This is a genomic window from Bacillus sp. COPE52, from assembly GCF_003355115.1.
Taxonomy (GTDB): Bacteria; Bacillota; Bacilli; order Bacillales; family Bacillaceae_G; genus Bacillus_A; species Bacillus_A toyonensis.
Genome location: NZ_CP031292.1, coordinates 3,390,600 through 3,404,425, shown reverse-complemented (window position 1 = coordinate 3,404,425; position 13,826 = coordinate 3,390,600). Strand labels below are relative to the sequence as shown.

Below are 13,826 nucleotides of genomic sequence, written 5' to 3'. Positions count from 1 at the left end.
AATAACAAAACACAGTGCAAATTATTAGGAAAAGTGAGCGTTGTCCTCTAATATAGAGATAGCAATTTACATTATTTTTGCGTAAAATGGTTTAAAGAGGTGAATTCCGATGGAAATAGTAAAAGATAGTTCTCTTATTCAAAATGAAATTGAACGTTTTGTAAATAAAGATGTATATATTCATTTAGAAACAACGAACGGAGCGTATGCGTCACACTTTAATGAAAAGATGATGACAGTTGGAGCATTCATTCGAAATGCAATTATTCGCTTTGAGCGCGGGAAAATAACTGGAACAAACCCATACCGAGTTGGTTTGAAAATGGATCATGGCTGGGTATATGCAGAAGGTATTACGCACTGGGAAGTAGACGATAAAGAGCGTTTATTACTAGCAGGGCATGATAACCAAGGTCGCTTAGCGGTAGCGCTTGAGTTAAGCTTAACGCCATTTAAGTAAGAAGGAGGGAAACTTATGGAGAGACATGTACTTGTTGTATTTCCGCATCCAGATGATGAAGCATTTGCTGCGGGAGGGACAATTCGCTTATTAACAGATCAAGGAGTACCTGTAACGTATGCATGTGGTACTCTTGGACAAATGGGACGTAACATGGGGAAGAATGTATTCGCTAACCGTGAAACGATTCCAAATATCCGTGAAAAAGAATTAAAAGATGCATGTGAAGCGATGGGGATTCAAGATTTAAGAATGCTCGGTTTCCATGATAAAACGTTAGAATTTGAAGATGTTGATTTCGTTGCAGATAAAATCGAAGCGATAATTCAAGAAGTAAATCCATCTCGAATTATTACATTTTATCCAGAACACGGCGTACATCCAGATCATGATGCATTTGGCCGCGCTGTCGTTCGCGCTGTATCACGTATGCCAAAAGAAGAACGTCCAGTTATTCATGCGGTTGCGATTACGAGAAATCGTGAAGCGGTGCTCGGTGAACCGGATGTTGTAAATAATATTAGTGAAGTATTTGAACATAAATTAGCTGCACTAGGCGCGCATCGTTCACAAACAGAAGCAATGCTTGAAGAAACACATGCAAAAATAAAAAACAAAGATGCAGCAACATTGAAATGGCTGCAACTTGAACAATTTTGGACTTATAAATGGGAGTAGGCTAGAAGTATATCTTCTAGTTGCTCTTACATAGAAAAAGCGCCGTCACTTGTGATGGCGCTTTTTCTTGTTAAAGACTATATTTCTTAGAGATGTGCATTGAAATTTTTTCATTAACGTGCAGTATAGCCTCCGTCAACAAGAAGTGTTGTACCATTAACAAAACTAGCATCATCACTTGCTAAAAATAAGACAGCTTTAGCCACTTCTTCTGGTGTTCCAAGTCTGCCTTGTGGATGAAGGGAAGCTAAATATTCTTTCTGTTGAGGATTAACACTACCAAGCAAAGGGGTATCAATATAGCCAGGGCACACCGCATTAATACGTATTCCATATTTAGCGTAGGCAGTACATAAATTTTGAGTTAATAGTTTTACGCCACCTTTTGCAGAGGAGTATGCTGTTGGGGTAGGTAATGAAACAAAACTATGAATCGAACCAGCGTTAACGATGACACCGCCTGTACCTTGTTTAAGGAATTGTTCAATCGAATATTTATCAGAAAGGAATACCCCAGACAAGTTAATATCAATGGTTTTCTTCCATTTTTCATAGGACAGTTCGTTTGCCGGTGCATCATCAGCAACGCCGGCATTTGCATACATAATATCTAATTTACCGTATTTACTTACTGTCTCATGGATTAGTTGTTTAATATCTGCCTCTACTGTTACATCAGTTTTAATAAATAACGTATCATATCCATTTGCGTTCAATTCATCTGATAGGTCTTTTCCATGTTCAGAAAAGTCAGCGATAACTACTTTTGCACCTTCTTCAATAAAAAGACGAACGGTAGATTCGCCAATTCCGCTTGCACCACCAGTTATGATTGCTACTTTGTCTTTTAATTTCATATAAACCTCTCCATTCATTAATGAATTTAAGTCGAATTTTTTGAGCTGGTTATGTCACTATTAACCTTAAATAGTAAGTAGATAGAAGAACAAGTTTGCGTTTACTTAACTGTGAAAGTACTGACGTTTCTTTATTGTACTTTTTTATACAGTGATAGACAAAAATACTAATTGGGTAAATTTTAACATTATATTGAATATTCGGTAAATTATTCTCAGATAGAGTGAGTGCTGAAGCTAAACGACTAACCTACATAGATATATCGAGGGGTATTTACATATAGTTTCTCTTTTTTATTTTAGTGATTAACAAATTTTTAAACTTGCTGATGATGTAGTGCAATTAAATAAATCGGTTGTTTTTAGATTCAACTAAAACTAAAACTAAAAAACAGTAAAAATAAAATGTTATATAATAATTATTTATTGAAAAACGATAAAAATCGTGTTAATATCAAATTGAAAATTAGTAAGAGAGGTGCTTTTTATAAAATGTAAAACGAATGTTATGTACTAAAAAGAAATTGATAGAAATTAGGAAAGTTATATATCTTAATAGCAAAAGAAGAAAAAGGAGTTAGAGCATGATTAATAAAACAGTAAAAAAAGTTATCTTGTTTACAGGTGGTTTGTATATTACTTATTTAGTAGGTGTAGTTATTTTAGCGGAATCTATACCGTATCCTACATCTCAGCAATTAAAGGCAGCCGAAAAAGTAGTTGAACGCTATGTAGGTGAAAATAATGGAGTGGAAATGATAAATACATCTAGCAGCTTCACGGCTGAGATGTTCGATCGTACAATTCATATTGAAGGAAATTCAAAGGAGAATCCGGAACAAGTATTTCGAATGGATTTAGACCGAGTTTCTAATGAGAATGAAAAAATAACCGAAAAATCGATAAATAAAATTTGTAAATCAAATGATGCAGGAGAGAATTTTACGTGTGCTGATGCTGAAAAGTTAAAATGAACATGCAGTGTTATTTATAGTATATAGCTAAAGATAGGAATGCGTAACAGCACAACTACTACTCTAGTTAAATAGGAAAAGCCTCGCAGGGGGGCGAGGCTTTAAACAGGGTATTAAAAATTATTGATTCATTAAGAATAATTTTTTTGAATAAACTAATTTTAGCATGATAACTCATGTATATGTGTTACGAATTTATGAACAAAAAATCAATCATAAAAATACGGGGAAGATGATAATTTATTTGAAATATGTATTATTACATAAGTTTCAAGTGAGAAATAAAAAAGCAACAATGAGCAAAATAATTTAGAGCCGCATTATATTAAACATAAGTGGTACTCCTAATATTAATCTGCTTCATTATATTGTTATTACCAATGCTACAGAATGCGTGAAGTGGTTTAGTAATGTTATCTACGGGTTTAAAATGAAAAAATTTTAGACATTGGACACAAGGGGGATTCTAAATTAATTGGTTAAGTGGTTGAAAGAGAGACTTTGTTTATTTCGTTTCTTTTGCACTTAATTCATTAGAAATGATATTTAGTAATGATACATGTAAAGCGTATATTTTGAATTAATTAATAGAATAATATATATTTATATTGATTTAATGATTTTAATTTATTAAAAATGAGGAAATCAATATGAAGATTAAATTTGCCGTAATAAAAGATGAAAACTTTGATTTTAGTTTATTAGAAACAAAATTACTGAAAACCTTTAAAGAAGTAGATTGTAAAGCAGATATTGTAAAGGTTGAAGATAAGATTTTTGAGGGAAATAATATTCAAACGAATTTAGCTGAAATCACCATTAATGTTACTGGAAAAAATATCGGCTATAGGTCCGTTTCAGCTAGTATATTTATTGTTCTAGAAAGTTTATCATTACAGTTATTTCGAATTAATATTAGTTTACATTAAGCAGCTAAAAAAGAGAATTCCTTCAGAAAATTATACTGACTATAATGAGTTGTAAATATGAGAATGGTGATTTAAATAATAGTAATTATTGTAGGTGCTCCCGTATGTTGGATTGCACCTTGTTTGTTATTAAAGAAATAAAAAAGCCTTTAAATAAGATGAAAGTCTTTATGAAACGGCATATAAAGAGTGTTCAGGATACGTTCTTAAAGTAGAATAATTCAATGCTTATTCATATCGCATATTATCTAAACGCTGACTTATATAGAAGAATGGAAACATGTAAGTAATTCAATTAGATTGTACAAATAATTTGGTGCGCGAATATATGGAATGTATTCACGGGTAAGAGGGTTGTCTCATAATATATATAAATTTTTCTATTAAGATGAACAGAGGGTGTGAATATATGGAAGATGTTTACGCGAAAATTGACAGCCTAAAAGCAGAGCAAAAAGAAATTATGAGAGACATTCGTACTTTAGAAACGCGTACCACTATTAATGAGAAAGACATAGCAACAATCAATAAGCAATTAGAGAAAATAAGTACAAACACAACTTGGATTTTGCGAATTATTATTAGTGCGATAGTAATGTCAGTTTTAGGGTTGATATTAAAAGGGATGATTTAACCTTGTAAAATAGCTCAATATAAACGAAAGAGGGGCAATTCTCCCTCTTTTTATTATACGAATGAGAAATCGCTTTCCTCCAAGCGTTAAATGAAGGTGGAGGACGAACCTATTTTTTGCAAAAAAACTGAAACAATGTGCTAAACGAGTTTTATAAACTAAATCCAATTAGGAATGGATACTATGAGAACCGAGCATTATTTGTCAACGAAAAGAGTATTTAGGTCCTTCATATTATAATTGGCACAAAGCATATAGCAGTTAGATAAAACATACTATGCATGTATACGTATAGAATGTTTATTTTTAGATACAAATCAATTATAAATACTGAAAAACAGACCTACATAAATAGAGTCCTTTTTTAGTTTTAAAATTTTTAATTACTACTAGAACAATATGGATCTGTTGAAAAATGTTCTAGATTGTAGCCTCATGTAGAAAACTTTGTAATAGAATCAAACCGCTTACCTTAAGTTGATGAACATATGTGGAGACCGTTTGTTTTGTAATTCAAATAATTAGATTAATGTGATAACATTTTGAAGTAGGGTGTAAATGAAATACTGAGGAGGGTAAGTATGCAAAAGAGACCAGGAACAAATGAATATAACCCATACTATTCAACGTACATAAAATTAGTACCAGGTGGAGATATCATACATATTCTAGAGCAACAAATGAAGGAAACGAATCTTTTATTGAAGGATATTTCTGATAGTGAGGGACATTTTCGATATGCTCCTAATAAATGGAGTATAAAAGAAGTAATCGGTCATATTGCAGATACTGAACGTATTATGGCATATCGTTTGCTGTCCATAGCAAGAGGTGAGACAGCAGAACTTCCTGGCTATAATGACGATATGTATGTTCTTAGAGCAGCTTTTGATAAGCAATCTATGCAAGATCTTCTTACGAATTTAACAGTTGTTCGCCAATCTACTGTGCATTTACTTAAAAGTTTAGATAAAGATGCCTGGTTACAAAGGGGAATTGCGAACAATTCTGAAGTCACGGTTCGTGCATTAGCAAACATTATTGCTGGTCATGAGCTTCATCATCGGCAAATTATAAAAGTACGTTATTTTGGGGCTAATGCATTTACAGAGTGTTAAAATACGGAAAATAAAAGATGATGATTTGTAAAAAAATTACGATTCATTATCTTTTTATTTTTTCTCAATGACCAAATATTACTTAACAGTGGCAAGCTTAATTTATAAGAAAAGAATGACTACATTAGCAACAAGGGTTTAAAGGAAGGGGGATTGATAGTAAGTTGTTTAATTAAAATGGGAGTAACTTTTACCTTACTTTTTGTTATAAATAAAGGAGCAGTTAGCAAAAGCTAACTGCTCATCTCCAAGGGGGAGCAAGGAGAAAAATCTAATGTCATCTACAGTGTTGACGGAATATGGAGTTTTATTCAGGGGATTTACTGATTATGTAGGTTACATAAAAAGTCCTATTAACATCCAGGCTGTTCCGATTAGAATTAAAGATTCGAGTGTAATCCAAAACTTTTTTTTTGGCTTTTGAAATTCTAAAAAGCCTTTTCGTAAGAGCAGAAATAAACCCGCTTCAAGACAGAGGAAAACAACTAGACCCAGAAATTAAAAGTACAAAAGGGATTTATTATGAGAGTAAGGAAGAAATCGAAATTACCTTTGAATACTTAAGAAAAGAAATTGATAATGATGATGAGAGTCAGCAAATTATTACAGATTACAAAGAGGTATCTTAAAATAAAACTAGAAAAGCATCCAAAACTATTGTTTTTTCTTTTTTAATATAGAAATTACACATTAAATATATACTTATACGTGTTGTTACTAAACGCTAAGGAATAGTAATAAAAAAATGATGCTGATAAAACTGTATAGAAATAAAAAGAATCCTAAGATGGGGAATGTTTTATGAAAGTTGATCATGATAAACCTCCTTGATATATAAAGTATTTTAATATATTGTTGGTCTATTTAGAAGGAAAAACATAATTTGGTACATGTTAAACGAAAATTTGAACAAACTAGATATTGGAATAAATGATGCCTTCCTTAAAATAACCTTAATTAAAATATAGCTTTAATAACATTTGGAAATTAAATGTTATAATTTTCTAGGATAACCTAAATAAAGTTTATTTTAGAAAAGAGGTAGAGGGGAAATGTTTCAAAAGCTTAAGTTTTATTTAATGAGCATTTTAATTAGTTCAATGTTAGGTGGAATTATTATAGGTGCTAATTTCTTGGTCCATAACATATATAATTTGGTTGCAGGTAAAGAATATCATTTTAATATGTGGTCTTCTATTATTATATTTAGTGTTGTATTTATTTCGGGCTTCTCGTACATGTTGAAGAAGGGGCCAGATATATTTGTTAATGATTAAATTAATAGCAATTATCAATAGGTGTTGCCTTGATTCGGTTGAAGTCTTTTCTAGCGTGTTAGTTATCTCAATATATATGTATCTCTTGGCACCTGGGCGAGGGTGCCCTCTTTTGTATTGGGAAAATAATAAAATTTATATAATATGATTAATGGATTTATATTTAAATCTGAGGGGTACAAATTCGATGCGACGTAAAAAGGATTTGTTGAAACAATGGAAGGTGGATTTACAAGCTATTCAAGAAGAGAAGAGGATGAAGAAGAAGGCTAAAAATAAGAAATATAGCATTCCTGGTAATACAGCTGGATTCATGAATGGAAAGAATACTTATCGTAAAGAGAATGGGGTATGGAAGCAAAGAAATAAATGACGTGAGGATAAATAGATTTCATTAAGTTTGTAGCATTATTCTAGGCGCTCCCACGATTTGAGTGGCGTCTTGTTTGTTGTTTATGAAGTAATCCATAAACGTATTATATTATTGTTTTTTATTAACAGGTATAAAAAATGATTTATTTGTTTTATTGATAATTTGTAAACGTTATTATATTATGTTTGTATATGTATAGACCAAAAACGTTTTTGTTTGATATTGTTGAAGGGTAGGGGATATCGATAACAATAAAATAATGGGCATATCACCTACAAAGAGCTGCAAAAAGAATGGAAGCAGTATGGAAAAGGTGCTTTCGTGAAAAAATTCATAAAATAAGCATTATTAGCTTTTGAAGAAAAATGACTAGAAAAGTTACAACTAGATGGAGCATAAGGTTATACAAAAAATCTTAAAAGGGGGACAAAATTATGGAACAAGGAAAGTATTCAGTAACACCTCAAGATCGAATGAATTATTTATTAGGTCTTTATTCTGCAGATCAACAAATTAATGCGGTTCTTTATTTTCCTGTAGGTCTATCAAAGGAAATACTTGAACAATCAGTAAGGATAACGTTACAATTGCAGCCAGTTTTGAATAGCCGATTTGTAGAAAATGATATTCCTTACTGGGAGGAACATTCATCTGGTACTAACTCATCTATTTGCTTTTTTGCTGAAGGAAATGATCAAGAACTTGAAATAATGGCAATAGATTTTATTAAGGAACCTGGTGATCGTATTCAGGGGCCTATGGTTCAAACAATATTATTACGAGGCACTACAACAGATATGTTAGTTGTGAAATTATCTCATCTATGTTCAGATGGTGCAGGAGTCAAGGAATATATTAATTTGCTTGGAGCAATTTATACGCACCTTTCCTTAGGAGGATCTAAGGATCAAATTATAAAGGAATTTGGTGAGGGAAATGAGAGTTTTCGAGATCAATCACATGTATTCAAATATGCTGGAATATCGGACGTAAAAAGTGCTTATCGTCCTAACCAAGAACAGCAGGCATCGTTATGGTCTTTTCCATCTCAACCCAACAAAAATAAATCCCCAAAAATGTCTGTAGGGCGGTTGAGCCGTGAACAAACTCTATGTCTAACCAAATGGACAAAAGCACAACAGGCTACCTTGAATGATGTAATCATGACTGCATACTTCCGTGCTTTATCACATTTCACTGTGTATGCAGAACCTCGCACCGCAGAAAAAATGATCGGTTTGACAATTGATTTACGTCGATATCTGCCTAATTATACGACTGGTGCTATTTGCAACTTATCCGGAATGGAAATGCCAGTGATTAAAATGGAAGATGGTGAATCATTTAATCAGACTCTTGTTCGAGTTAAACAATCAATGGATAAAATAAAGGGCCAAAATCCAGGTCTTTCTTCAGCGGCAGGAATGGAGATACTGGCAGGTATGAAGCTATCTACGGTGAAGGAAATGTATAATCAGCAATACGAGCAGGCTGTACAGATGGGGATGGCGTTGCCATTAATGACAAATTTCGGGGTGATCGCTGATGAACCTATTCAGTTTGGTGAAATTCAAGCTGAGGACGGGTATATGACATCACCCATTATGTATGCACCATTCTTTTCAATGGGAGCAAGCACTTATAATGGAAGACTTACATTTACGATTGGTTATCATGCGCCGGAGACATCAAAAGAAAAGGTAGACAAATTTTTAGAATGTGTTATTAATCAGCTATCATAAATAAAATAAAAGAGAATATAGCGCAAAATTTTCTAACAGAATTGTATTTTAGGCGCTCGTCTTATGTACGGCTAATACCTTTTATAAACGCTATATTTAACGGAAAGGTCTTACTCCAGATAAAAGTTTATCTTCAAATGCTTCATAAATTATTTTTGTTAAATTTTCTCTGATTGCACCTATCTTTATGTTTTAGATTTATGGGGAATCGTAGTGAAAAACAATTTGCAACACGAGAAAAACAAAATAGATCAGCATAAAAGTACTAAAAAAGAGCTGACTTAAACTATATTTTGAATCAGCTCTTTTTACTGTTTTTTGAAATGAATTAGTTTTCAGATAATATAAAAATGATAATCTTCTAACAAATAATCAAGGCATCAACACTAGAAAAGTAGAGATAATATGTAATATAATTGAAAAAGTATATTTAAAAATCAATGTTAATATTACCCTCCTATAAGTATTAACATACGTAATTGAGGTGTTTTCTTTGTTGTTTTATGATCGGATTTCTATAATGGCCCCTCCTGTTCCGTAGCTTAGGAAAGTCTTTTTATTTCTGAGATTTTCAAAGTTATAGGAGGGTATGAAAAATGAAAAAAGTCTCAGTACCATCACTTTGGTTAATGATTATTCTTGTAGCATTTCCGCAAATTAGTGAAACAATTTATACACCGTCTTTACCAGACATTTCAAAGGCGTTACATGTAAGCAATAATGAGGTGCAGTTAACGCTTAGTGTTTATTTTGCTGGATTTGCTTTAGGTGTATTTTTTATTGGATGGTTATCCGATATAATTGGTCGTCGCCCGGCGATGTTACTTGGAATTGTCATATATGGCGCGGGGAGCTTCTTATGCTTTATTGCAAGTTCCATTGAATTTTTATTGTTAAGTCGTTTTATTCAGGCGTTTGGAGCAAGTGCAGGATCAGTTGTGACGCAAACGATTCTTCGTGAAAGTGTAGAAGGGCATAAACGTCACGTTATGTTTGCTCAAATTTCGGCAGTCATTGCTTTTACACCAGCAATAGGACCGTTAATTGGTGGCTTTCTTGATCAAATGTTTGGATTTAAAATAGTATTTTTAAGTTTAGTAGTTATGAGTATCGGAATTTTGCTGTATACGTTTGTTTCTCTTCCAGAAACAAAAACGGGTGCAGTAACGGATAAAATAAATGTGTTTTCTGTTTTAAAACGGTTGATTACAAATCCGAAAGTAGTAACATATGGGCTATTAATTGGAGGAGCGAATGGCGTTTTATTTAGCTATTATGCAGAAGCGCCGTTTATTTTTATTGAATACTTTCAGTTATCGCCTAGTATGTACGGATTTCTAGGAATTGTTGTTGCTTCCGCTTCTATTATTGGAGCGAAAGTTTCAAAGCGGTTACTTACCACTTATAAACCAGAGAAAATTATATATATCGGTTGTTTTGTAATGACAGGTGGAGCAGTCGCTTTATCTATTATTACTTCAGTTGGATCAAATCCAAACATAATATATATGATTGGATTTTTAGTAGCGATGTTTATATTGCTATTAGGAATTGGGGTAGCATTACCTAACTGTTTAAGTTTAGCATTAGTAGATTTTCAAGATGTCATTGGTACAGCTGGAGCATTGTTTAGCTTAGGGTACTATATAATAGTGACGGTGACAATTTGGGGAATGAGTCAACTTCATACGGGCTCGTTACTGGTGATGCCACTTTATTTTCTAGCTATTGTAGCTATCATGTTGGTGTTTACTAAGGTGTTTATTGTTGGTAAACGAGATGAAAAAACAGTTTAATTATGTATTAGGAAAAGAGTCTCATTGGAAAATGAGGCTCTTTTTTATTATTTTTTAATAATTTATTAGAATAGAGTTAAAATTAAATTAATTAAAAAGAAAGAAGGTAGAATATGAACGGTCTAAATGTTAAAGCAACTACACAAGAAGATTTACAACAAATTTTAAAACTATGTACAATTTATGATCAAGCCATTTACGGTGAAGTTGATACAACGGTAGAGGATATTACGAACTCATGGAAAGGTATTGATGTTAGTAAAAGTTCTTACGTTGTTATGAATGAAGAAGAAATAATTGCTTATGGTATTTTGACAGGGAGTGAAAGACAGTTTCCATCTGCTGTACTTATTCATTCTAATTATATGAATCAAGGTATTGAACAAATAATATGGTCAAAGCTTGAAGGGCGGGCTAAGGAGCTTGTTAGTAATTCGTCTCGCTTGAATGGCAAGATTGTAACACAAGCAAATAATTTCTATGAGGAAAAAATGTTAGAAGAAGCTGGTTTTATTCCAACTCGTATTTGGTGGGGGATGGGGATTGAATTGCAGGGGAATGTTCCATCACTAATATGGCCAAATGGGGTTACAGTGCGACATTACATACAGGGTGTGGATGATGGGAGATTACATCAAGCTTTTAATGAAGCCTTTGCGGACCACTGGAATTCGCAACCTTCTACGTTAGAAGAGTTTTTGCAACGTACTGAAAGAGATGGGTTTCATCCTACATTATGGTCACTAGCAATGGCTGGGGATGAGGTAGTTGGTTTTATATTTAGTAAAAAGGGTACTGATAATAAAGCTGAAATTACGCACCTAGGTGTAAGATGTTCTAAGCGGAAACAAGGGTTAGGATTATCACTATTACACCATGCATTTAGTCAATTGTACGAAGAAGGGATTTTAAAAGTTCAACTGAATGTAGATTCTGAAAATATTACAGGCGCACCTCGCGTATATGAAGCAGCTGAAATGGAAGTACAGAGTAAATTTGTTCGCTTTGATAAGGAGGTCTTTGCTAAGGGTGTATATGGTATATAACTTTACTAATATATTGTATTCCTGTTTGAGATGTTAATAGAGTGTTTAAAAAGTATGAAAATAAATTTTGAAAATGCTAGTAGCAATAGGAATGAAATTCTTTTAAAATACGTTAGCAACTATAAATATTGAGTTATATGATATATGAAGCCGAGGGAGAACTGCTCTCCTCGGTTATTTATATTGTAATAATATTCATATCGGAACCATTTTGAATAGATGTATTTTATTGCTAATTCAGTTAAAAATTAAACATCATTATGCATATTAATTTATTGAAAAAATAATTGAATTTTTCAGATAAATGAATTAATATAAAATAAGTAATTTTAAGATTTATAGAATATTGGAAGATGAAAGGTTTTGAGAATTTTGTAAGAGGCAAAAAACGATTTTAGGATAGCTTTAAAGCTAGTGTAAAATGATGTTTGCTTCATCATTTTCAGGCCAAAAGGAATTAGGGGAAAGCATCTTGTTTTAAAATGCGGCTATGAATCATCTAAGAGGGGGAAGTGAAGTGGCAAACAAAGAATTGAAAAGAGGTTTAGAAGCACGTCATATTCAAATGATTGCTTTAGGCGGAACAATTGGTGTTGGTTTGTTTATGGGTTCAGCTAGCACGATTAAGTGGACAGGTCCGTCAGTAATGCTTGCCTATGCAATTGCAGGTATTTTTATCTTCTTCATCATGCGTGCCATGGGAGAAATGTTGTATATGGAGCCAAGTACAGGTTCATTTGCGACGTTCGGTCATAAGTATATTCACCCGTTAGCTGGTTATATGACAGCGTGGAGTAACTGGTTCCAGTGGGTTATCGTTGGGATGTCAGAGATTATCGCAGTTGGAGCGTATATGCAATATTGGTTCCCAGGTCTACCGGCTTGGATACCAGGTGTGATTGCAATGGTTATTCTTGGTGCAGCTAACTTAATTTCTGTTAAGTCATTTGGTGAATTTGAATTTTGGTTTGCGATGATTAAAATCGTTACGATTTTATTAATGATTATTGCTGGATTTGGCCTTATTTTCTTCGGAATTGGTAACGGCGGAGAAGCGATTGGCATATCTAATCTTTGGTCAAATGGCGGTTTCTTTACAGGTGGTTTTTCAGGATTCTTCTTTGCATTATCACTTGTAGTTGGAGCATATCAAGGTGTGGAATTAATTGGGATCACTGCTGGTGAAGCGAAAGATCCGAAGAAGACACTTACAAGAGCGATTCAAAGTACAATTTGGCGTATTTTAATATTCTATATTGGTGCTATTTTCGTTATTGTAACTGTGTATCCGTGGGATCAATTAAGTACAATTGGTAGTCCGTTCGTGGCAACTTTTGCGAAGGTTGGTATTACGGCAGCGGCTGGACTTATTAACTTCGTTGTTATTACAGCGGCGATGTCTGGTTGTAATAGTGGTATTTATAGTGCTGGACGTATGCTGTATACGTTAGGTGTAAATGGACAAGCACCGAAATACTTTACGAAAATTTCTAGTAACGGTGTTCCATTATTTGGTACAGTTGGTGTAATAATTGGTTTAGCGGTTGGTGTAGTTTTAAGTTATATTGCGCCAAAAAACTTATTCGTATATGTGTATAGTGCGAGTGTACTTCCAGGTATGGTACCATGGTTCGTCATTTTAATTAGTCAAATTCGTTTTAGAAAAGAAAAAGGGGCAGAGATGAAGGATCATCCGTTCAAAATGCCATTTGCTCCTGTTACAAATTATTTAACGATTGCCTTTTTAATTATGGTATTAATCGGAATGTGGTTTAACGATGATACTCGTATCTCACTAGTTGTAGGTATTGTTTTCTTAGCTATCGTTACAATTAGTTTCTATGCTTTCGGAATAGGGAAGCGAGCGCCATTAGATACTCAAAATGATCAAGAGATTTCAAGTAAATAAAGGTAAAAAAAGTCCGATTTCTTCTTTAGAAAT

Annotated in this window: 14 protein-coding genes; 13 read left to right on the top strand and 1 reads right to left on the bottom strand. The window is 33.2% G+C overall.

Annotated elements, in window-relative coordinates; translation table 11 throughout:
- The first annotated feature begins 109 nt into the window (after nt 1–109).
- The gene (locus DPQ31_RS17130) at nt 110–460 is read left to right on the top strand and encodes a YojF family protein (protein ID WP_000407039.1); all 351 of its coding nucleotides are present in this window, start codon (nt 110–112) and stop codon (nt 458–460) included.
- Nucleotides 461–475: 15 nt separating this feature from the next.
- Entirely contained in the window at nt 476–1,138 is a 663-nt protein-coding gene (gene bshB2 / locus DPQ31_RS17125) for a bacillithiol biosynthesis deacetylase BshB2 (protein ID WP_000439466.1), read from the top strand.
- Between the two features lie 113 nt (nt 1,139–1,251).
- Here the strand turns inward: bshB2 and DPQ31_RS17120 are convergent, their stop codons facing one another.
- A complete protein-coding gene (locus DPQ31_RS17120) occupies nt 1,252–1,995 on the bottom strand; it encodes an SDR family NAD(P)-dependent oxidoreductase (protein WP_097959785.1) in 744 nt (247 codons plus the stop codon).
- A gap of 584 nt (nt 1,996–2,579) precedes the next feature.
- Here DPQ31_RS17120 and DPQ31_RS17115 point away from each other — a divergent pair.
- The 11 genes from DPQ31_RS17115 to DPQ31_RS17065 all read left to right on the top strand — a co-directional run bounded on the left by DPQ31_RS17115 (nt 2,580) and on the right by DPQ31_RS17065 (nt 13,793).
- Nucleotides 2,580–2,969 (top strand): hypothetical protein, encoded by a 390-nt coding sequence (locus DPQ31_RS17115; RefSeq protein WP_097959786.1) that lies wholly within the window; start codon nt 2,580–2,582, stop codon nt 2,967–2,969.
- 650 nt (nt 2,970–3,619) lie between these two features.
- Nucleotides 3,620–3,898, top strand: a complete 279-nt coding sequence (locus tag DPQ31_RS17110; protein ID WP_087970285.1) for a hypothetical protein — start codon at nt 3,620–3,622, stop codon at nt 3,896–3,898.
- Between the two features lie 409 nt (nt 3,899–4,307).
- The gene (locus DPQ31_RS17105) at nt 4,308–4,532 is read left to right on the top strand and encodes a hemolysin XhlA family protein (protein WP_000390466.1); all 225 of its coding nucleotides are present in this window, start codon (nt 4,308–4,310) and stop codon (nt 4,530–4,532) included.
- A 581-nt stretch (nt 4,533–5,113) separates the two neighbouring features.
- Entirely contained in the window at nt 5,114–5,650 is a 537-nt protein-coding gene (locus DPQ31_RS17100; RefSeq protein ID WP_097959787.1) for a DinB family protein, read from the top strand.
- A 413-nt stretch (nt 5,651–6,063) separates the two neighbouring features.
- On the top strand, nt 6,064–6,279 hold the full coding sequence (locus tag DPQ31_RS17095; RefSeq protein ID WP_261797459.1) for a hypothetical protein: 216 nt from the start codon (nt 6,064–6,066) through the stop codon (nt 6,277–6,279).
- A 423-nt stretch (nt 6,280–6,702) separates the two neighbouring features.
- Complete coding sequence (locus tag DPQ31_RS17090; RefSeq protein ID WP_000486799.1) at nt 6,703–6,927, top strand: hypothetical protein; 225 nt, start codon at nt 6,703–6,705, stop codon at nt 6,925–6,927.
- Between the two features lie 187 nt (nt 6,928–7,114).
- The gene (locus DPQ31_RS17085) at nt 7,115–7,300 is read left to right on the top strand and encodes a hypothetical protein (protein WP_001253135.1); all 186 of its coding nucleotides are present in this window, start codon (nt 7,115–7,117) and stop codon (nt 7,298–7,300) included.
- Nucleotides 7,301–7,734: 434 nt separating this feature from the next.
- Nucleotides 7,735–9,042 carry a condensation domain-containing protein gene (locus tag DPQ31_RS17080; protein WP_087970286.1) on the top strand — a complete coding sequence of 436 codons (1,308 nt, stop codon included), beginning with the start codon at nt 7,735–7,737 and terminating at the stop codon, nt 9,040–9,042.
- Between the two features lie 596 nt (nt 9,043–9,638).
- Nucleotides 9,639–10,838 carry a multidrug effflux MFS transporter gene (locus DPQ31_RS17075; protein WP_000758027.1) on the top strand — a complete coding sequence of 400 codons (1,200 nt, stop codon included), beginning with the start codon at nt 9,639–9,641 and terminating at the stop codon, nt 10,836–10,838.
- Between the two features lie 113 nt (nt 10,839–10,951).
- Complete coding sequence (locus DPQ31_RS17070) at nt 10,952–11,884, top strand: GNAT family N-acetyltransferase (RefSeq protein ID WP_208730777.1); 933 nt, start codon at nt 10,952–10,954, stop codon at nt 11,882–11,884.
- 517 nt (nt 11,885–12,401) lie between these two features.
- Complete coding sequence (locus DPQ31_RS17065; RefSeq protein WP_001284434.1) at nt 12,402–13,793, top strand: amino acid permease; 1,392 nt, start codon at nt 12,402–12,404, stop codon at nt 13,791–13,793.
- Nucleotides 13,794–13,826: the final 33 nt, after the last annotated feature.